Source organism: Sphingomonas sp. LR60, from assembly GCF_036855935.1.
Lineage (GTDB): Bacteria > Pseudomonadota > Alphaproteobacteria > Sphingomonadales > Sphingomonadaceae > Sphingomonas.
The window spans coordinates 2,105,009-2,124,122 of record NZ_JASPFK010000001.1; the positions used below are offsets into that span (position 1 = coordinate 2,105,009).

Below are 19,114 nucleotides of genomic sequence, written 5' to 3' on the forward strand. Positions count from 1 at the left end.
TTGGGGACGGTCAAGGTGCATCAATCGCGCTGGACGAGCGGCGCCTGCACGAAGCGCAGCGCGACCCATTCGGCGGCGACCGCCATCTGCTCCGACACGCTGACTGCGCCGCCGTCCGCCACCAATGTCGCGGCGATCCGGCGCACCGCCAGCCCGTCGCCGCCAAGCGCCGCGGCGAACATCGCCAGCAACGTCGCCTCCGCATCGGTGACATGCTCGGCGCCCGGCATCCCGAAGCGCAGCCAGCGCAACGCGTGATTGTCGAGCAGCGCCATCAGCTTCGTGAAATCGGGCAGCGCCGCCATCACCCCGCGCCACCCGAAGCCGGGTGCCAGCGCCGCACACGGGCAGCGTCCGGCGCGCGCCGCGGCGGTCCATTGCCGCATCGCGCCGACGAGAAAGTGAAAATGCTCGTCGAGGTTCGGCGGCAGGCGGTCGAGGAAGCGGTAAATGGATAACCTCGATTTGCAATTGACTCGCAGTAGCCTAGGTAGAACACACCGTCAACGCGCCCTTTCGCCGCGCGCCGACCGCGCCCATATTGCGCGTATGGCGATCCAGATCCGTACCAACCTTGCCGAGCCCGAAACCGATGCGGCGTTCGTGCCGCACCGTCCTGCCCGGCCGCAAAAGGTCGAGGGCGGCAAGACGTTCAAGCTGGTCAGCGAATATGAGCCGTCGGGCGACCAGCCGACCGCGATCCGCGAGCTGGTCGACACGGCGCGGGCGGGCGAGAAGGATCAGGTGCTGCTCGGCGTCACCGGGTCGGGCAAGACCTTCACGATGGCCAAGGTGATCGAGGAAATGCAGCGCCCGGCGCTGATCCTCGCGCCGAACAAGATCCTCGCCGCACAATTGTACGGCGAGTTCAAGTCGTTCTTCCCCGATAACGCCGTCGAATATTTCGTCAGCTATTACGATTACTATCAGCCCGAGGCGTACGTCCCGCGTTCGGATACGTACATCGAAAAAGAGTCGAGCATCAACGAGTCGATCGACCGGATGCGTCACTCTGCGACGCGATCTTTGCTAGAACGTGACGACGTGATCATCGTCGCCTCGGTGTCGTGCCTGTACGGGATCGGCTCGGTCGAAACCTATTCGGCGATGATCTTCGACCTGAAGAAGGGTCAGGCGGTCGACCAGCGCGAAATCGTCCGTAAGCTGGTCGCACTGCAGTACAAGCGCAACGACGCCGCCTTCCAGCGCGGCAACTTCCGCGTGAAGGGCGATAACCTGGAGATCTTCCCTTCGCACTATGAGGACAGCGCGTGGCGCGTCTCGTTCTTCGGCGACGAGATCGAGGAAATCGTAGAGTTCGATCCGCTGACCGGCAAGAAGTCGGCGAGCCTCAACTCGATCCGCATCTACGCCAATTCGCACTATGTCACGCCCGGCCCGACGATGAAGCAGGCGAGCGAGGCGATCAAACACGAGCTTTCGGAACGGCTGAAGGAGCTGGAGATCGAGGGCAAGCTGCTCGAACGCCAGCGGTTGGAGCAGCGCACGAACTTCGACCTGGAGATGATCGCGGCGACCGGCAGCTGCAACGGCATCGAGAATTACAGCCGCTTCCTCACCGGCCGCCTGCCCGGCGAACCGCCGCCCACGCTGTTCGAGTACCTTCCCGAAAACGCGCTGCTGTTCGTCGACGAAAGCCACCAGACGATCGGGCAGATCAACGGCATGTCGCGCGGCGACCATCGTCGCAAGATCACGCTCGCTGAATATGGCTTTCGCCTGCCCTCGGCGATCGACAACCGTCCGCTGCGCTTCAACGAATGGGACGCGATGCGTCCGCAGACCGTCTGCGTCTCGGCGACGCCGGGGTCGTGGGAGATGGAGCAGGCCGGCGGCGTCTTCGCCGAACAGGTGATCCGTCCCACCGGGCTCATCGACCCGCCGGTCGAGATCAAGCCGGTCGAGGAACAGGTGCAGGATCTGATCGTCGAATGCGGCAAGACCACCGCGCTCGGCTATCGCACGCTCGTCACCACGCTGACCAAGCGGATGGCCGAGGATCTGACCGAATATATGCACGAGGCGGGGATCAAGGTCCGTTACATGCATTCCGACGTCGAGACGCTGGAGCGGATCGAGCTGATCCGCGACCTGCGGCTGGGCGTGTACGACGTGCTGATCGGCATCAACCTGTTGCGCGAGGGGCTCGACATTCCCGAATGCGGGCTGGTCGCGATCCTCGATGCCGACAAGGAGGGCTTCCTGCGCTCCGAGACCTCGCTGATCCAGACGATCGGGCGTGCGGCCCGTAACGTCGACGGGCGCGTGATCCTCTATGCCGACCGCATCACCGGCAGCATGGAGCGCGCGATGAACGAGACGGCGCGCCGTCGCGAGAAGCAGGAGGCGTATAACCTCGAACACGGCATTACGCCGACGACGATCCGCCGCAGCATCGGCGACATCATCGCGCATGTCGCGTCGAAGGATCAGGTGACGGTCGAGATCGACGAGGACCGCCCGCACATGGTCGGCCACAACCTGCGCGCCTATATCGAGGAGCTGGAAAAGAAGATGCGGAAGGCCGCATCCGATCTCGAGTTCGAGGAGGCCGGTCGTCTTCGCGACGAGATCCGCGCGCTGGAACAGGAGGAGCTTGGGCTACCGGTCGAGCAGCAGAAGCTGCCACTGATGGGGCGCAGCAACGAGGGCAAGCCGGGAACGCGCAAGACCCGCTTCGGCAAGACGCAGCGGAAGTTCGGAAAGCGGTAGGAGACGCCGCTCACCCTCTTCAGGCGTCACCCCGGCGAAGGCCGGGGTCCAGTTGCGGAGCGCATGAAGAAGAAGCGCAACGAATGCCGCGCCAAAATGCGGCCACGTCACATAGCTGGACCCCGGCATTCGCCGGGGTGACGATTGAGAAGCGGGTGACGCCGGACGCCAATCACTCCCGGTTCAGCCACCCGCTCCTATATTTCACGCCATGTACGCGCAGCCTCCCCGCGACCGAATCGGCCCGGCCGTCGCCGCCGCGGCGGTGAGTGCGGCGCTCGGCTGGGCGCTGCTCGTCGGGCTCGCGGGTGCGCCGCTCGCGCAGCGGTTCGAGGACGGGCTGGCGGTGTTCCGCGTCACGCCCCCGCCCCCGCCGCCCGCCAGGGTCGTTCCCAAGCGGACGCATACCTCCCGTCCGTCCGGCCGCGCCGCACCGCCGAACATCCGCTCGCAGGCGACACAGGTTGCCGCGCCAAAGCCGATCGTGGTCGTCCCGCTGCCGCCACCGCCGATCCCGGTCGCGCTCAAGCCTTTCGCAGGCGATCAGGCAACGCAGGGCGCGACCAGCAAGGTCGGGCCGGGCACCGGCGCGGGCGGCATCGGTGACGGGACCGGCAGCGGTGGCTGGGGGGATGGCGACGGCGGCCCCGGCGACGAGACGCCACCGGTCTGGAAGCGCGGCAGGCTGACCGACTCCGACTATCCGCGCGACATCGGCGACGCGGGATTCCAGGGGACGGTCGCAGTCAAGTTCCTCGTCTGGAGCGACGGTCGAGTGCGCGACTGTCAGGTCACGAAAAGCAGCGGCAATGCGACTCTGGACGCGACCACCTGCCGGCTGATCCAGCGCCGCTTCCGCTACGATCCCTCACGCGACGCCGATGGTCGACCAGTGCCGGCGTGGATCGTCGAAAGCCACGAATGGATCATCGTTCCGGAGCCAGCCGAGGACCAGTGAGGCAGTCGTAGCAGACGTGATCCGTTACCCCGTTCTTCTTGAGGTGGTGCGATCGAGCGCCACCGCCCACCCAGTCATTGCGAGCGTAGCGAAGCAATCCAGAGCCGGATCAGGACGCCCTGGATTGCTTCGCTACGCTCGCAATGACGACGCTTTAAGTCGCAAACAGCCGCCCCGGATCAAGTCCGCAGCGACGCTCGCTACTCAGCCGTCGGTCCGCTCAACGCTCATCCGCCGGTTCCGCGTCGGTCGTCTGCGGCGGCGGCGTGCTGTTGCCCTTCTCGGGTTCATCCGGGTCGGTCAGCAATTCCTCGACCGCTTCCTGCACGTCGTTTTCCTTGCGCTCGCTCATGGCTCCGCTCCTCACGCGATGTTGAGATTTTCGCCCTGCACCTGATAATAACTGGCGACACGATCGGCATAGGCCTGATCGAACACCGGCGCGTTGTTCGCCCAGCTCGGACCGCCCTCCAGCAAACGCCGGTCGACGGTCACGACATAGCGGTCGCGCACGGGATCGAACTGCAGCAGCGAGAAGGGCAGCGGATAATAGCTCTTCCCCATCCCGAGGAAGCCGCCGAGGCTGAGCACGGCGTGAGTCGCGCGCCCGGTCGACTTGTGGACCATGAACGCCTGCACGGTGCCGAGATGGTCGCCGTCGCGCGTATCGACCTTCATTGTGTCGCTGAGGGTGGACTGCACCAGGATCTGGGTCGGCGCGTCTTCGGCCATGACGGGATTCTCCTATGTTAATCGATCTCGCGCGGTGAACCGTCATCCCGGTGCGGCGGTTCCGGGTGCGGCGGTTGAGCGTGCGGCGACGATCCGCCATAGCGTCACGCGTGACCCGTTATCTTTCCTCGCTTCCGCTCGCCCTGCTCGTGCTGGCGAGCGCCGCCTGCGTTCCGCGCGCCGTTCCGCCCGCACCGGTCGCGCCGCCGCCGCCCGCGCCGGTCGCGCCGTCTCCTGCTCCCGCGCCGACCCCGGTCGCCGATTGGCAGGACTGGCCATGGACGCCGGGTGCATGGCGCTATGTTCGCGACGCCACCGGCACCCACGCCAGCTATGGCGTCACCCGCCAGGCCCCTGCGGCCGAGCTGCGCTGCGATCGCGCCGCGCGCGCAGTGTTGCTGTCGCGCCCGGGCAGCAATCCTGCACCGTTCACGATCCGCACCAGCGCGGCGACGCGCAGCGTGCCGACGCAGGTCGTTGCCGCCGCCGTGCCGCAGGTGGTGGCGCGCTTTGCGATCGACGATCGGTTGCTCGATGCGATGGCGTTCACGCGCGGACGCTTCACCGTCGAGCAAGCCGACAGCACACCGCTCGTGCTGCCGCCATGGGCAGAAGTGGGCCGCGTGATCGAGGATTGCCGCGGCTAATCCGGCAAGGCGGACAGGGGCGCGAAGCCTGAAATGTTCGTCCAGAACGGGACGCATTACAAGCCTTGTATCACATCCGCATTCGTCTCACATTGCTGGTGCGGCTTACGCGGTCGCAACTGTTATCAACCAGCGAAAGGAGGTGATCCGATGTCTCATGGTTCAGCAATGGGGTCGGTTCAGTTCGTTCGGGAGATGCGCTTCTAGAAATCGCTGCCCCGCTGCGGGAGGATCCTTCCTCTCTTCAACGTAGCGGGACCGGCGGTTTTTGGAGGCAACATGGTCTCCCGGGCTGGAGCTCTCCGGCCGCTGACCATGTCAAGGGGTTGTCGGGCGTCCGTTTGCGGGCGTTCGGCAACCTCTTCTCATATCTGGCGTAACTCGAAAACAGCGCGCCTTCGCACCCCATGCCGTCGCCCCTGCGCAGGCAGGGGCCCATGCCGCTATGGTATGGCGCACCGCTGAAACAGACAGGTCGCGCAGAAATGCACGACGCAGCTTTAGACCAGAATGACGAGGAGCCGACTCACGTTCGTCCTTGCGGGCACAGCGAAGCAATCCAGTGTCGGACCAGGGTGCCCTGGATTGCTTCGCTGCGCTCGCAATGACGGCTACGGTTCGATGTTGTGTCATCGCACTCTATGCCCTTGCTTGTTCACAGGACGACGGCAAACACAAAGGTTATTGATACTCACTCGCACTGACGATAGAGCCCCGTTCGATCAAAGGGGTTTCCATGTCCGTCCGTCATTCCAGCAGCTTCCTCACCCTCGCCGTCCTTCTCGCCGCCACGCCGGTGGTGGCGCAGCAGCGTAACGACACCACCACGCCCGACGACGTCATCGTCACCGGCCGCCAAGTGCCCGACCTCGCCAGCGCCGGAACGAAATCGGCGCTGCCGCTCGCCGAAACCGCGCAGTCGATCACCGTCGTCACCGGCGACCAGATCGAAGCCCTTGGCCTCCAGAACCTCAACCAGGCACTGCGCTTCGTCGCGGGCGTCACCCCCGAGACGCGCGGAGCGAGCGCCGAGGTCTACGACCAGTTCAAGCTACGCGGCTTCGACGCGCCGGTGTTCCTCGACGGGCTCAAGCAATTCGGCAGCACCACCGGCTATGCGATTCCACAGGTAGACGTCTCGCGGCTGGCACGCTTCGAGGTGCTGAAGGGCCCGGCCTCGACGCTCTACGGCCAGTCGGGCCCCGGCGGGCTCGTCGCGCAATCGAGCAAGCTGCCGGTCGACCTCCCCCTCTACGGCTCGGTCGCGGGCACCTATGGCGAGTACAACCTCTACCGCGTCGATGCCGATGTCGGCGGCGCAGCGGGAAGCGACGTGCTGTGGCGCATCTACGGCAGCGCCAACGGCAGCGACACGCAGCAGCGCTTCGCCAAGCGCGAGCGGCAAACCGTGTCCGGCGCGGTGACGATCGGCAACAATTCGCGTACGACCTTCACGTTGCTCGGCACCTATTCGCACGATCCGCACAACGGCGCCTATGGCGTCTTTCCCGCACTCGGCACGCTGATCGACAATCCCAACGGCAAGCTTTCGACCCGCTTCGATGGCGGCGAGGCGGGCAATCGCTACCAGCGCGAGCAGGCTGCGGGTACGTACATCTTCACGCACGACTTCGGCGGCGGCTGGCGCTTCCGATCCTCGGGCCGATACCAGAACGTCACCGCACAGCTCGGGCTCGTCTATGTCAGCGGCGCGCCGGTGACCGGCAGCACGCGCGTCTACAATCGCGCCAGCTATGCGACCGACGAGGAGCTGAACAACTGGACCTATGACAACCAGCTCGCCGGCACTGTCCGCACCGGGCCGATCACGCACCGGCTGTTGTTTGGCGTCGACCGGCAGGTAGCGCATTCGACGGAGGAGTATCAGTTCGGCGGCGCGACCCCGCTCGACGTCTACAATCCGGTTTACGGCACGATGGTGGTGCCGCGCACCCCGGCGCAGGTGCCGAACGGCTTCGGCAGGGCCACGATCGATGCGCGCCTGCGTCAGCAAGGCGTCTACGCGCAGGATCAGATGGAGCTGGGCGCACTGCGCGTGACGATCGGCGGACGGCAGGATTGGGCCGATGGCAAGCAGATCACCTCTTCGGGCACCAGCGAGAAGAAGGACGACAAGTTCACGTGGCGCGCCGCCGCGCTCTACACCCTGCCCTTCGGCCTTGCGCCCTATGTCAGCTATTCGACGTCGTTCGAGCCGCAGACGGCGACCGTGCGGCGCGACGATGGCTCGTTCGGGATCGCCGATCCGTCGTTCGGCAAGCAGATCGAGGCCGGCGCGAAGTTCAGCGTCCCCGGCACGCCGATCCTCCTGTCGGGCGCTTGGTTCCGCATCGACCAGACCAACGTCGTCACCTCGACTCCGGACTTCTCGATCTCGCGCCAGACGGGCGAGGTTCGCTCGACCGGTGTCGAATTCGAAGGCAGCGCACCGCTCGGGCTCGGCTTCACCGCGCGCGCCGCGTACAGCCGCCAGCGCGTCCGCGTGACCAGCGATCCGCAGGATCCGTCGCGGGTCGGGCGCGGACTGGAGACGGTCGGGCGCGGCGGTGCATCGCTGATCCTCGACTGGGCGCCGGAGCGTGGCACCTTCCACGGTCTCGCGCTGGGCGGCGCGGTGCGGCATGTCGACGAGGTCTATGCCGGCGTCTACACCCCGCCCGAGAACCCCGCAGCAGCGGCGCCGCTCAACAGCCCGTCCTACACCGTCTATGACGCCTGGGCGCGGTTCGATCTCGAGCGGCTCAGCCCGTCGCTCAAGGGGCTGAACGCGTCGGTCAACACCTCCAACCTCTTCGACAAGACCTATATCACCTCGTGCTTCGCCAATTATGCGTGGTGCTGGTACGGCAACCGCCGCGTCGTGCAGGGAACGATCGCCTATCGTTTCTGATCGCGATCAACGCGATACCCGTGAACCTCTGATCGTCCCGCCCGTTCGCGCCCGGATACCGGGAGAGTTGCGACATGGACGATCAGGGCACGACGCGCCGTTCCATTCTGGGCGGCGCCGCAGCGGCAGGGCTGGCTTTCGGCGGCACGGATACCGCAGCCGCACAGACTTCCGCCTCGGGCACCCCAGCCGTACCCTTGCGCGATCCGCGGACCAAGTACACCAGCCAGCCTTTCCCCGAGCAACGCCAGCCATGGCCCGCGCTGCAGGGTAAGATGACCCCGCGCCCCGACAGCGGCGAGACCAGCTACCGTGGCTCGGGCCGGCTGACCGGACGCAAGGCGCTGGTGACCGGCGGTGACAGCGGAATCGGCCGCGCCGCCGCGATCGCCTTCGCGCGCGAGGGCGCGGATGTCGCGATCAATTACTATCCGACCGAAGAGCCCGACGCGCGCGAAGTAAAGGCGTTGATCGAACAGGCGGGACGCAAGGCGGTGCTGCTCCCCGCCGACATCCGTACCGAGAATGCCTGCACCAAGCTGGTCGCCGATGCGGTGCGTCAGCTCGGCGGCCTCGACCTGCTCGTCAACAACGCCGCCTATCAGCAGAGCAAGGCCGACATCTCGGAAATCACCGACGAGCAGATGGTGCGTACGTTCGAGACGAACATCTTCGCGATGTTCCGGATTGCCAAGGCGGCGATCCCGTCGATGCCGCCGGGGTCGGTCATCATCAACACCGGCTCGGTCAACAGCTACGATCCCGGCGAGGAATTGCTCGATTACGCCAGCACCAAGGGCGCGATCCTGATCTTCACCAAGGGGCTGGCCAAGCAACTCGCCAAGAAGGGCATTCGCGTCAACATGGTCGCACCCGGCCCGATCTGGACGCCGTTGCAGGTGGCAGGCGGACAATTGCCCGGCACGATGGGCGAGTTCGGGCAGGACACCCCGATGGGCCGCGCCGGCCAGCCTGCCGAACTCGGACCGCTCTACGTTGCGCTGGCGGAAGACGGGACGAGCTTCTCGACCGGCACCGCCGTCGGCGCGCACGGCGGCAAGGGTAGTCCGTAAGCCGTAACCACCACCCGCCGCCACTCCCCCGTCGTCATTCCCGCCCTTCGTCATTCCCGCGAAGGCGGGAATCCAGACGCGCAGGTCCGTCAATAGAAGCGCGTACCTCAGAGGTTCTGGATCCCCGCCTTCGCGGGGATGACGAAAGGTGCGCGCTCAACAGCAAACGCCAACCACACTGACCCAGATCAAAGCACTGTTTTTCCACGGAACGCCGCTCCCCGACCGGCCATTGACGGCACGACAGGAAAGGAGCCGCCATGGCAGATGACGCCCCGCTCGCCGCCGCCAAACACGACAAGCCGACCGCGCTTGCCGCCCGTGCCGTCACGATCAACCAGCCGGTCGAGGAGGTCTACTCCCGCTTCCGCGACTTCGCCGCATGGCCCGCGTTCATGGAGAATGTCGTCCGCATCGACGTGCATGACGAACGCCGCTCGCATTGGGTGGTGAAGGCGCCCGGCGGCAGCAACGTCGAATGGGATGCGCGGATTACCGAGGAAGTGCCGGGCAAGTTGCTCGTGTGGGAAAGCGAGCCCGGTGCCGAAATCCCCAACCGCAGCCGCGTCGAATTCCGCGATGCCGGGGCGCGTGGCACAGTGGTCATCGCGACGATCGACTATGACCCGCCCGCCGGTGTCATCGGCAAGGTGATCGCCAAGATGTTCCAGCGCGAGCCCGCGATTCAGGCGCGTCGTGACCTGCGCCGTTTCAAGCAACTGCTGGAAACCGGCGAGATCGCTACCCCCGCCATGAACGCCAAGCAATTCGAGGAGATGGGGCTGTGAAAGCGATCGCCTGGCACGGCAAGCATGATGTCCGCGTCGATACCGTCGACGATCCCGGCATCGTCAACCCGCGCGACTGTATCATCAAGGTGACCTCGACCGCGATCTGCGGCTCGGACCTCCACCTCTACGATGGCTATATCCCGACCATGCAGTCGGGCGATATCCTTGGCCACGAATTCATGGGCGAGGTAGTCGAGGTCGGCGCGAAATCGACGCTCAAGAAAGGCCAACGCGTCGTCGTGCCGTTCACGATTTCGTGCGGCAGCTGCTATCATTGCACCAAGCAGCAATTCTCTGCCTGCGACAACGGCCTGCCCGCCGACAATCAGGATATTGCGCAGGAACTGTACGGACAGCCGATGGCCGGTTTGTTCGGCTACAGCCACATGACCGGCGGCTATGCCGGCGGCCAGGCCGAGTACGTCCGCGTCCCGTTCAGCGACGTCGGCCCGATCGTCATTCCCGACGGGGTCGAGGACGACAAGGTGCTGTTCCTCTCCGACATCCTGCCGACCGGCTGGATGGCGGCGGAGAATGCCGACATCGAACCCGGCGACACCGTTGCGGTATGGGGCTGCGGCCCGGTCGGGCTTTTTGCGATCCAGTCGGCGTTCCTGATGGGCGCGGAGCGCGTGATCGCGATCGATCACTTCCCCAACCGGCTCAAGCTGGCCGCAAAGTTCGGCGCGGAGACGATCAACTTCGAGGAAAGCGCGGTCTACGAGGCGCTGATGGTGATGACCGGCGGGATCGGCCCCGATGCCGTGATCGACAGCGTCGGGCTGGAGGCGCACGGCTTCTTCGTCGACAACGTGCTCGACCAGATCAAGGTCTCGACCTTCACCGGCACCGACCGGGCGCACGCCAATCGTCAGGCGATCATCGCGTGCCGCAAGGGCGGGCGGGTGTCGATGCCGGCGGTCTATGGCGGGTTCGTCGACAAATGGCCGCTCGGCGCGTTCATGGAAAAGGGGCTGACGCTCAAGACCGGGCAGACCCACGTCCAGCGCTACCTCCCTGCGCTGCTGACCGCGATCCTCGAGGAGAAGATCGACACCACCTTCCTGATCTCGCACCGCATGCCGCTGGAACAGGGCCCGGAGGGCTATCGCATGTTCCATGACGAACAGAACGAAGTGACGAAGATCGTTTTGAAGCCGGGGATGTAAGCTCCCCCAATTCCAACCCCATCGTCATTCCCGCGGACGCGGGAATCCAGACGCGCAGGTCCACGCAAGGTCGCAGCGTCAGAGGTTCTGGATCCCCGCCTCCGCGGGGATGACGGTTCTTATCAGGAGAGACCCATGCCCAACAAGTTCGCGATCATCACCGGCGCCTCGACCGGCATCGGCTTCGAACTCGCCACGCTGGCGGCGAAGGACGGCTACGACATCCTCGTCGTCGCCGACGAGCCGTTGATCGACGCCGCCGCCGCCGATTTCAAACAGTTCGGTACGCAGGTCAGCTCGGTCGAGGCCGATTTGTCGACCATCGACGGCGTCGACCGGCTGCTCGCCGCCGCCGAGGGACGCCCGATCGATCTGCTCTGCGCCAACGCCGGCAAGGGATTGGGGCGCGCGTTCCTCGATCAGGACGTCGCCGACTGGCGGCGCGTCGTCGACACCAACATCACCGGCACGCTCTATCTGCTCCAGAAGGTGCTGCGGCAGATGACCGAGCGGCATCAGGGCAAGGTGCTAGTCACCGGTTCGATCGCCGGGTTCATTCCCGGCTCCTTTCAGGCGGTCTACAACGGCACCAAGGCATTCGTGGACTCGTTCACCGATGCGCTGCGTGACGAGTTGAAGGATCATGAGGGGATCACGCTGACGACGCTGATGCCCGGCCCGGTCGAGACCGAATTCTTCGACCGCGCCGACATGATGGACACCGAAGTCGGCACGTCGGACAGCAAGTCCGATCCCGCGAAGGTCGCGCAGGACGGCTGGCACGCATTGATGGCGGGCAAGCATTCGATCGTCTCGGGCTGGAAGAACAAGCTGCAGGTCGCCGCCGCGCACATTCTGCCGCCCGAGGTCACTGCGCACCAGCATCGCAACATGGCCGAGCCGGGCACCGCGAAGAAGAAATTGCACCCTGCACCGTCATTGCGAGCGTAGCGAAGCAATCCAGTGTTCCGCGCGCTGCCCTGGATTGCGTCGCTACGCTCGCAATGACGAAGTGCATTCCGTCGCCTTCCTAATCCCCCGCAAACGTCCACCCAGAAATCGCCCGCTCGCGCTCGTTGAGCAACAACGCCCGGCCGGCTGGTGGCGCTGACCGCTGCGGGCACGCCGGGCGGTGGCACGCCCGGCACCCCAGCCCGACCGGCGTCGCCGCGCCGGTCAGGTCGAGCCCACGCGCCGCCGCCAGCGTCCCTGCCACGTCCGCCGGCACCCCCAGCGCGATTGCGAACCCGCTCTCCACCCGGTTCGCCCCCGCCCCGACCGCCGCGCCGGTCACCGCCACCGCCAACGTGAACCAGCGCGCACCGTCCTCCAGCTCCAGCAACTGCGGCACGATGCTCGCCGGCCGCTCGAACGCATGGTGGACACGCCACAACGGGCACTGCGTCTCTCCCGCGAGCAGCGGCGTGTTGCTCGCTCCCGCAAACCGCTTCGACACTTGCCCGGCGCGATCGACGCGCAGCAGGAAGAACGGCAGCCCGCGCGCACCGACACGCTGCAACGTCGTCAGCCGGTGAGCGACCTGCTCCAGCCCCGCACCGAAGCGCCGCTGCAACAGCTCCAGATCATAACCGCTCGCCTCGCACGCGCGCAGGAATCGCGCGTACGGCATCATCACCGCCGCCGCGAAATAGCCCGACAGGTGCCGCCGAAACAAGCGCTCCGCCACCCGGTCGAGCGACGCGCCGCGCACCAGCGCGTCGATCTCCGCTCGCGCCTCGATCAGCCCGCATTGCGAGGCCAGCGCGAAGGTCCGCGACCACGGCGCAAGCCGTTCCGCCAATTGCACCTGCCGTGCATGAAGATCGACGCGGACGAGATGATCTGGCAGCGCCTCGACCGGCAGGATGCGGATCGCGAGTCCGTGCCGAACGCGCAGCCGCTCGACCAATGCGCCATACAGGTCCGCGCCGACCAAGCGCAGTTCGTCGGCGATCGTCTCGGCAGCGGCATCGAGGTCAGGGAAGTGGTTGCGCCAGCGTTCGATCTCGCGCCGCACCGTCACCGCCGGATCGTCGAACACCGGTGCCACCGCGCCGCCCGTTCCGCGGTCGAACGCGCGCGCGAACGCCTCCACTCCGCCGGGCGCGGCGGCAAGCCATTCCTCCACCTCGCTGCGATCGACTTCCAGATCGGCGAACAGCGGGTCGGCCAGCCGTCGCCGGATCGCCTCCGCGCCGCCGCCCGGTTCACCCGCGACCAGCACGCGCGGATCGAAGTCGAAGCGGTCAGCAAGCGTCACCAGCAACCCCGCCGGCACCGCCCGCTGATTGCGTTCGATCAGGTTGAGATAGCTGGGCGAGATGCCGAGCATCTCCGCCATTGCGGCCTGCGTCAGGCCATGGCGTCGTCGCAGCCGCCGCACCGCATGACCCGCCAACAGCTTGTCCCGGCCCACCGGCCCCTCCTGTAAATTCCTTTACAACATGACGACACATAGCTTCGCCGGACGGACGATGCGACACGAATTCGGTGTCAATTGCTGACGACGCGCACCGCATCCACCGTACGATGCTCCTGACACCAGATGGAAGGAGCGATCATCATGCCGCACATCGAACCACAGCGCAGCCGCGCGGTCTTCTCGACCGAGGACTTCGGCCTAATGAAGGAGGCGGTCGCGCATTACGTCCGCCAGATCGCCGACGATCCGCGCTCGTCCAAATTCTCCAACCTGTACCACCGCCTCGGGCGGCTCGGCTGAGAGGATCGACATGACCTACCAGGACAGCGTCGTCGCCCTCGAAGGCACGATCATGCAGGCCGGCTCGGGCTGGGAAAGCATCCAACCCGAGGCGGTGGCGCGGATGCGATTGCAAAACCGCTTCAACACCGGGCTCGACATCGCGCGTCACACCGCCGCGGTGATGCGCCGCGACATGGCGGCCTATGATGCGGACCCGAGCGCCTACACCCAGTCGCTGGGCTGCTGGCACGGCTTCATCGCGCAGCAGAAGATCATCAGCATCCGCAAGCATTTCGGCACCACAAAGGGCCGCTATCTCTATCTGTCGGGCTGGATGGTCGCGGCGCTGCGTAGCGACTTCGGCCCCCTTCCGGACCAGTCGATGCACGAGAAGACCGCGGTGCCGGCGTTGATCGCGGAGATCTACACCTTCCTCAAACAGGCCGATGCGCGCGAGCTTGGCTTGCTGTTCCGCGACATCGACGCGGCCCGCGCCGCCGGCAACGCGATTGAGGCGCAGCGGTTGATCCACGCGGTCGATCATTACGACAGCCATGTCGTCCCGATCATCGCCGACATCGACGCCGGCTTCGGCAATGCCGAGGCGACCTATCTGCTCGCGCGCAAGATGATCGAGGCGGGCGCCTGCGCGCTCCAGATCGAGAATCAGGTCTCCGACGAAAAGCAATGCGGGCATCAAGACGGGAAGGTGACCGTGCCGCACGAGGACTTCCTCGCCAAGATCCGCGCCTGCCGCTACGCCTTCATGGAATTGGGCGTGCAGGACGGCATCATCGTCGCGCGCACCGACTCGCTCGGGGCCGGGCTGACCAAGCAGATCGCCTTCTCGCGCTCGCCCGGCGATCTAGCCGACCGCTACAACGCCTTCCTCGACGCCGACCCGGTCGACGCGCCGGCACACGGCGACGTCCTGATCGAACGCGACGGCCAGTTGCTGCGGCCGAAGCGACTTGCGTCGAACCTGTTTCAGTTCCGCGCCGGCACCGGAGAGGATCGCTGCGTGCTGGATTGCGTCACCGCGCTACGCAACGGTGCCGACCTGTTGTGGATCGAGACCGAACGCCCCGTCATCGCGCAGATCGCCGGGATGGTCGATCGCATCCGCGCCGAAGTGCCTGACGCGAAGCTGGTCTATAACAATTCGCCGAGCTTCAACTGGACGCTCAACTTCCGCCAGCAAGTCTACGACCAATGGCTTACAGACGGACGCGACCTCACTGGCTACCAGCGCGCGCGCCTGATGGACGTCGGTTACGACGAAACTGCGCTGGCGGCGGAGGCGGATGAGCATATCCGCACCTTCCAGCGCGACGCTTCGCAGCGTGCCGGCATCTTTCATCATCTGATCACGCTGCCGACCTATCATACCGCTGCCTTGGGCACCGATTTGCTGGCGCGCGACTATTTCGGCGCGGCGGGGATGCTCGGCTACGTCCAGCACGTGCAACGTCGTGAAATCCGGGAGGGAATCGATTGCGTTCGTCATCAGAACATGTCGGGCAGCGACATCGGCGACGACCATAAGGAGTATTTCGCCGGGGAGGCGGCCTTGAAGGCCGGCGGCGCGCACAACACGATGAACCAATTCGCCGCCTGATCTCCTCCAAACTCACCTCGGCGACTTTTCGTCGCATTGTAATATTACTGCCGTTGCATGACGCGTTGCGGCATGACAGTAGCCATTCGCCTCGAGGGAGATGTTTGTATGAAGAAGTTCCTGATGGCGGCTGCGGTCGCTTCGCTCGCCACCGTTCCTGCGGTTGCGGCTCCGGTCAACTCGGCTGTCAGCCTGTCGGTCGCCAAGTCGGTCCGCGCGTCGGCTCCGGCCGCGAAGAAGAACGAGCTGGCCGGTGGCGGTCTGATCGTTGCGGCCGTTGCGGCTGCGGCGGTGATCGCCGGCATCATCATCATCGCTGATGATGGCAACGATTCGGACAGCAACTAAGCTGTTTTGACGTTGAGGAAGGGGGAGCGGCGTTCGCGTCGCTCCCCCTTTTCGTGCGTGCGTTGCGGCGCACCTGATCTGGAACCCCGCGTCGTGCCGGCCCCCGGTCGAGGAAGAAGCGTTACCCCGCCGCGACTGCCGGCACCGGCGGCGGCGTTTCGCGTCCGGCATCGGTCACGAACACCCCCGCCCGCGCCGCCCGCGCGCCCCAGCGCTCGCTCGCCGTCCACTGAACGATCAGCGGCGAGAGCAGCAACCCGGCGGTAACCGGCGCCAGCCACAGCGCCGCGGCCGGCATCAGCGGCGACGACGCCAGCAACAACGCCCCCGCCAGCACATGCCAGCGGTAGCGCGGCAGGATTGCCGACATCGGCAGCCCGTCGACCCGGCGGTTCTGTGCATGCCATTCCGCCTTGCGCTGCGTCGCGACGCCCAGCAGGTCGATCGTCTGCGTCAACGCGATCCCCGGCGCGGCGAGCGTCGACAGCGGCACGTCGATCAACACCGAGCGCAGGATACCCATCGCCCCGCCCAGCGCCCGGCGGCGCTGCGCATCGCCCAGCGCATGGATGATGCCGAGCAGCTTCGGCCCGAACAGCAACGCCAGCGTCAGTTCGAGCACCATCCCCGACGGATCACCCGACATCAGCCCCGGCTCCCCGCGCACCGCCTGCACGACGCTGACCGCGATCAGCAGCAACCACAGGGAGAGGCTAGATAGCCCGCCGCCCCGAGCAGCAATTGCAGACGGTTGACCCAATGAAATCCCGATGCGCCGAGCAATTGGAGATGCTGGAGATTGCCCTGTGCCCAGCGCCGGTCTCGCACCCCGGCATCGATCAGCGTCGGGGGATATTCCTCGAACGTCTCCTCGGTCATCACCATGTGCACGCGCCAGCCGCGCCGCCGCAGCAACGCCGCCTCGACGACGTCGTGGCTCATGATCGTGCCCCCGAACGGCGGTGCGCCCGGCAGCACCGGCAGCCCGCAACTGTCCGCAAACGCCCGCACGCGGATCAGCGCATTGTGCCCCCAGAAAGTCGCCTCCGCTCCCGACCACCACACCAGCCCGGCAGTTGCCGCGGGGCCATAGATGCGGCTGGAATATTGCATCCAGCGCTGGAACAGCGTCGACGCGCCGATCACCTGCGGCACGGTCTGGAGCAGCGCGACGCTGGGGCGGCGATCCATGATCTGCGTCATGCCGACGATCGTGTCGCCGCCCATCAGGCTGTCGGCGTCGAGCATCAGCATATAGTCATAGGCCGCGCCGTGCGTGCGCAGCCAGTCGGCGATATTGCCCGGCTTGCGGCCGACATTCTCGATGCGGCGACGGTAATAGATCGCGCACTCGGATCGCTCGGCAAGCGCCTGCCACGCCGCCACTTCCGCGGCTTCGTTCTCGGCGGCGGAGTCGCTCAGGATGAAAAAGTCGAACGCACCGCAGCTTCCAGTACGGGCCAGCGCCTCGGCCATGTGCGCGAGCCGCCCGCAGACCTCGCCAATATCCTCGTTATGCACCGGCATCAGGATCGCGGTGCGGCCCTTCAACGGCTCGGACCAGCGCGGCATCGGAGTGAAGCCGGGATGCAAGCCAGTCGCCAGCACGATATAGCCGACCACGGTGTTGATGAACCCGAAGGCGAGCAGCGCGAAGAGCGGGAAGAACACCGTCAGCAACAGCATGTCGCTGATCGTCAGCCCGTCGGTCAGCACCGACTCCTTGAGCGTCGTCGACGCCGCCAGCGCCAGCACCAACGTCAGCAGTACCAGCAAGGCGCGCCGCGCGAACGTATCCGCCCCCGATCCGATCGCGCCGTCGAACGGCTCCGGCGCGCGCTCAGGCGGCGGCGGACCGTCGAAGCGCTGCTCCGGCATCTCCAGCGGCGCGGGTCCGGGCAATCGCGGGCGCGGTTCGCTCATGATCGGTAGAGCGGCATCAGCAGCGTCTCGCTCAGCGTCGTGGTGCCACGCTTCAGGAACAGTCGCACATCGGCCGGTCCGTTGGCGTGCGGCGCGATATCGGCAGTCACGCGCCAGCGGTTGCGCTGGCCGACCACCGGGTAAGCGGCGCTTTCCAGCAGCTTGCCCTTCGCGATACCGATCTCGGCACTGACCCCGCTTTGCCGCGTCAGCCCGGCGAGCCCCTCGCCGACGAAATCGGCGACCAGCTTCACCGCACCCGCGACCGGCTCGGCGCCGGGGCGCCCCGCGCTGCCGGTCCAAGTGTCGACGACATGCGCGACCCGGTCCAGCGTCGGATCGTCGCCGCCCCAGGTCAATCGATAGTCATAGGCAAGCCGCTGCCCGGCACGCACCGGCGCACCCGGCGTCCAGAAGCAGACGACATTATCGGTCGTCTCGCCCGCAGTCGGGAACGCATAGAGAATGACCCGCCCGCTGCCCCATTGCCCCCGCGGCTCGATCCACAGGTTCGGGCGGCGATCGTAGAACGCCCCGTCATCCTGGTAATGATCGAAATTGCGGTCGCGCTGGAGCAGCCCGAACCCGCGGACGTCATCCGCGGCGAAACTGTCGGTGGTCGGCTGCGCCGGGTTGCGCAGCGGCCGCCAGACGCGCTCGCCGCCGGCGGTCTGCATCGCGAGCCCGTCGGAATCGTGGATCTCGGGGCGCCAGTCGGCGGCGGTCTTGTGGCTGCGATCGTCGTACCAGAACATGCTGGTCGCCGGCGCGATGCCGAGCCGCGCGACCGGCTTTCTCAGGAACAGCACCGAGGACACGTCCTGCACCACTGCCTTGGGATGACGCGAGACGAAGCGATACGCGCCGGTCAGGCTGTCGCCATCGAGCAGCGCATAGATCGTATAGCCGCCGTCGCCGAGCGGCTCGATCCAGAATTCGGTAAAGACCGGAAATTCTTCCTTTTCCAGCCCGGTATCGATCGCGATCCCGCGCGCCGAGAGCCCATATTGATCGAGCGCCCCCGCCGAGCGGAAATAGGACGCGCCCATATAGGCGAGCCAGTCGCTGTCCTTGCCCTGCTCCATGACGCGGAAGCCAGCGAAGCCGGAGGCCGGGGTGACGCCCGGCTTGGTCTCGAACAGCGACGGCGAGTAGTCGACCCGCGTCGCGCGGCCATTGGCGACGACGTTGAGCGTGACCGGAACCGGCGCATACTTGCCGAGCGGAAACGGGCGGATGCCGCCCGCCAGCGTCTTGTCGGCGCGATACCGGATGCCCCCGACCGCGTCATAATCGAGCGCAGCGGCGGCGGCGACCGGTGGCACCGCGCGATAAGGTTGCTTCGCCAGCGCCTCCGCGCGTTGTTGAAGGACCGCCCAGGAGAAAGGCGTCGAGCTGCCCGCGCGCGCCTGCGCCCGGGCCAGCGCCGGCCAGAGCGCCGCAGCGCCCGTCGCCAGCATCGCATCGCGTCGGCTGATAATCGTCATGGCTGCGAAACAAGCTACGC

The 19,114-nt window shown here is 66.2% G+C and carries 18 protein-coding genes; 11 read left to right on the top strand and 7 right to left on the bottom strand.

Annotation, left to right across the window (positions count from 1 at the left end):
* Positions 1 to 20: 20 nt before the first annotated feature.
* Positions 21 to 386, bottom strand: a complete 366-nt coding sequence (locus QP166_RS09770) for a hypothetical protein (RefSeq protein ID WP_333915743.1) — start codon at positions 384 to 386, stop codon at positions 21 to 23.
* 163 nt (positions 387 to 549) lie between these two features.
* On the opposite strand from QP166_RS09770, the gene uvrB reads away from it, so the two are divergent.
* Complete coding sequence (uvrB, locus tag QP166_RS09775) at positions 550 to 2,733, top strand: excinuclease ABC subunit UvrB (RefSeq protein WP_333915744.1); 2,184 nt, start codon at positions 550 to 552, stop codon at positions 2,731 to 2,733.
* 211 nt (positions 2,734 to 2,944) lie between these two features.
* Positions 2,945 to 3,691 (top strand): energy transducer TonB, encoded by a 747-nt coding sequence (locus QP166_RS09780; RefSeq protein ID WP_333915745.1) that lies wholly within the window; start codon positions 2,945 to 2,947, stop codon positions 3,689 to 3,691.
* A 220-nt stretch (positions 3,692 to 3,911) separates the two neighbouring features.
* Here the strand turns inward: QP166_RS09780 and QP166_RS09785 are convergent, their stop codons facing one another.
* Positions 3,912 to 4,043, bottom strand: coding sequence for a hypothetical protein (locus tag QP166_RS09785; RefSeq protein ID WP_333915746.1), 132 nt, complete (start codon positions 4,041 to 4,043; stop codon positions 3,912 to 3,914).
* Between the two features lie 11 nt (positions 4,044 to 4,054).
* Positions 4,055 to 4,423, bottom strand: coding sequence for a PRC-barrel domain-containing protein (locus tag QP166_RS09790; protein WP_333915747.1), 369 nt, complete (start codon positions 4,421 to 4,423; stop codon positions 4,055 to 4,057).
* A 110-nt stretch (positions 4,424 to 4,533) separates the two neighbouring features.
* Here QP166_RS09790 and QP166_RS09795 point away from each other — a divergent pair, with 110 nt between their 5' ends.
* From QP166_RS09795 to QP166_RS09820, 6 genes are all read left to right on the top strand, one after another.
* Positions 4,534 to 5,070, top strand: coding sequence for a hypothetical protein (locus QP166_RS09795; RefSeq protein WP_333915748.1), 537 nt, complete (start codon positions 4,534 to 4,536; stop codon positions 5,068 to 5,070).
* Between the two features lie 736 nt (positions 5,071 to 5,806).
* Positions 5,807 to 7,981, top strand: a complete 2,175-nt coding sequence (locus QP166_RS09800; protein WP_333915749.1) for a TonB-dependent siderophore receptor — start codon at positions 5,807 to 5,809, stop codon at positions 7,979 to 7,981.
* Positions 7,982 to 8,055: 74 nt separating this feature from the next.
* The gene (locus QP166_RS09805; protein ID WP_333915750.1) at positions 8,056 to 9,054 is read left to right on the top strand and encodes an SDR family oxidoreductase; all 999 of its coding nucleotides are present in this window, start codon (positions 8,056 to 8,058) and stop codon (positions 9,052 to 9,054) included.
* 260 nt (positions 9,055 to 9,314) lie between these two features.
* Positions 9,315 to 9,842 carry an SRPBCC family protein gene (locus QP166_RS09810; RefSeq protein WP_333915751.1) on the top strand — a complete coding sequence of 176 codons (528 nt, stop codon included), beginning with the start codon at positions 9,315 to 9,317 and terminating at the stop codon, positions 9,840 to 9,842.
* Positions 9,839 to 11,014 carry a zinc-dependent alcohol dehydrogenase gene (locus tag QP166_RS09815; RefSeq protein WP_333915752.1) on the top strand — a complete coding sequence of 392 codons (1,176 nt, stop codon included), beginning with the start codon at positions 9,839 to 9,841 and terminating at the stop codon, positions 11,012 to 11,014. Before QP166_RS09810 ends, QP166_RS09815 begins: the two co-directional genes overlap by 4 nt.
* A 135-nt stretch (positions 11,015 to 11,149) precedes the next feature.
* Positions 11,150 to 11,965: an SDR family NAD(P)-dependent oxidoreductase gene (locus QP166_RS09820; protein WP_333915753.1), complete on the top strand. Its 816-nt coding sequence runs from the start codon at positions 11,150 to 11,152 to the stop codon at positions 11,963 to 11,965.
* A 79-nt stretch (positions 11,966 to 12,044) separates the two neighbouring features.
* Here QP166_RS09820 and QP166_RS09825 read toward each other — a convergent pair whose 3' ends face one another.
* Positions 12,045 to 13,430 carry a helix-turn-helix domain-containing protein gene (locus QP166_RS09825; protein WP_333915754.1) on the bottom strand — a complete coding sequence of 462 codons (1,386 nt, stop codon included), beginning with the start codon at positions 13,428 to 13,430 and terminating at the stop codon, positions 12,045 to 12,047.
* A gap of 147 nt (positions 13,431 to 13,577) precedes the next feature.
* Here QP166_RS09825 and QP166_RS09830 point away from each other — a divergent pair, with 147 nt between their 5' ends.
* The 3 genes from QP166_RS09830 (at position 13,578) to QP166_RS09840 (ending at position 15,684) form a co-directional block, all read left to right on the top strand.
* The gene (locus tag QP166_RS09830; protein WP_333915755.1) at positions 13,578 to 13,736 is read left to right on the top strand and encodes a hypothetical protein; all 159 of its coding nucleotides are present in this window, start codon (positions 13,578 to 13,580) and stop codon (positions 13,734 to 13,736) included.
* Positions 13,737 to 13,746: 10 nt separating this feature from the next.
* Positions 13,747 to 15,336 carry an isocitrate lyase gene (locus QP166_RS09835; protein ID WP_333915756.1) on the top strand — a complete coding sequence of 530 codons (1,590 nt, stop codon included), beginning with the start codon at positions 13,747 to 13,749 and terminating at the stop codon, positions 15,334 to 15,336.
* A 123-nt stretch (positions 15,337 to 15,459) separates the two neighbouring features.
* On the top strand, positions 15,460 to 15,684 hold the full coding sequence (locus QP166_RS09840) for a hypothetical protein (protein WP_333915757.1): 225 nt from the start codon (positions 15,460 to 15,462) through the stop codon (positions 15,682 to 15,684).
* A gap of 121 nt (positions 15,685 to 15,805) precedes the next feature.
* Here QP166_RS09840 and QP166_RS09845 read toward each other — a convergent pair whose 3' ends face one another.
* From QP166_RS09845 to QP166_RS09855, 3 genes are read right to left on the bottom strand one after another with little or no spacing between them, the layout of a single operon-like run.
* A complete protein-coding gene (locus tag QP166_RS09845) occupies positions 15,806 to 16,384 on the bottom strand; it encodes a hypothetical protein (protein ID WP_333915758.1) in 579 nt (192 codons plus the stop codon).
* The gene (mdoH, locus tag QP166_RS09850) at positions 16,375 to 17,607 is read right to left on the bottom strand and encodes a glucans biosynthesis glucosyltransferase MdoH (RefSeq protein WP_333915759.1); all 1,233 of its coding nucleotides are present in this window, start codon (positions 17,605 to 17,607) and stop codon (positions 16,375 to 16,377) included. Before mdoH ends, QP166_RS09845 begins: the two co-directional genes overlap by 10 nt.
* A complete protein-coding gene (locus QP166_RS09855; protein WP_333915760.1) occupies positions 17,604 to 19,094 on the bottom strand; it encodes a glucan biosynthesis protein in 1,491 nt (496 codons plus the stop codon). The genes mdoH and QP166_RS09855 overlap by 4 nt, the downstream gene beginning before the upstream one ends.
* Positions 19,095 to 19,114 lie beyond the last annotated feature (20 nt).

Bases quoted from the DNA above. Each gene is read 5' to 3' on its own strand.
- QP166_RS09770 (WP_333915743.1), bottom strand. From the start codon at position 386: ATGCGGCAATGGACCGCCGCGGCGCGCGCCGGACGCTGCCCGTGTGCG.
- uvrB (WP_333915744.1), top strand. From the start codon at position 550: ATGGCGATCCAGATCCGTACCAACCTTGCCGAGCCCGAAACCGATGCG.
- QP166_RS09780 (WP_333915745.1), top strand. From the start codon at position 2,945: ATGTACGCGCAGCCTCCCCGCGACCGAATCGGCCCGGCCGTCGCCGCC.
- QP166_RS09785 (WP_333915746.1), bottom strand. From the start codon at position 4,043: ATGAGCGAGCGCAAGGAAAACGACGTGCAGGAAGCGGTCGAGGAATTG.
- QP166_RS09790 (WP_333915747.1), bottom strand. From the start codon at position 4,423: ATGGCCGAAGACGCGCCGACCCAGATCCTGGTGCAGTCCACCCTCAGC.
- QP166_RS09800 (WP_333915749.1), top strand. From the start codon at position 5,807: ATGTCCGTCCGTCATTCCAGCAGCTTCCTCACCCTCGCCGTCCTTCTC.
- QP166_RS09805 (WP_333915750.1), top strand. From the start codon at position 8,056: ATGGACGATCAGGGCACGACGCGCCGTTCCATTCTGGGCGGCGCCGCA.
- QP166_RS09810 (WP_333915751.1), top strand. From the start codon at position 9,315: ATGGCAGATGACGCCCCGCTCGCCGCCGCCAAACACGACAAGCCGACC.
- QP166_RS09820 (WP_333915753.1), top strand. From the start codon at position 11,150: ATGCCCAACAAGTTCGCGATCATCACCGGCGCCTCGACCGGCATCGGC.
- QP166_RS09830 (WP_333915755.1), top strand. From the start codon at position 13,578: ATGCCGCACATCGAACCACAGCGCAGCCGCGCGGTCTTCTCGACCGAG.
- QP166_RS09835 (WP_333915756.1), top strand. From the start codon at position 13,747: ATGACCTACCAGGACAGCGTCGTCGCCCTCGAAGGCACGATCATGCAG.
- QP166_RS09840 (WP_333915757.1), top strand. From the start codon at position 15,460: ATGGCGGCTGCGGTCGCTTCGCTCGCCACCGTTCCTGCGGTTGCGGCT.
- mdoH (WP_333915759.1), bottom strand. From the start codon at position 17,607: ATGAGCGAACCGCGCCCGCGATTGCCCGGACCCGCGCCGCTGGAGATG.
- QP166_RS09855 (WP_333915760.1), bottom strand. From the start codon at position 19,094: ATGACGATTATCAGCCGACGCGATGCGATGCTGGCGACGGGCGCTGCG.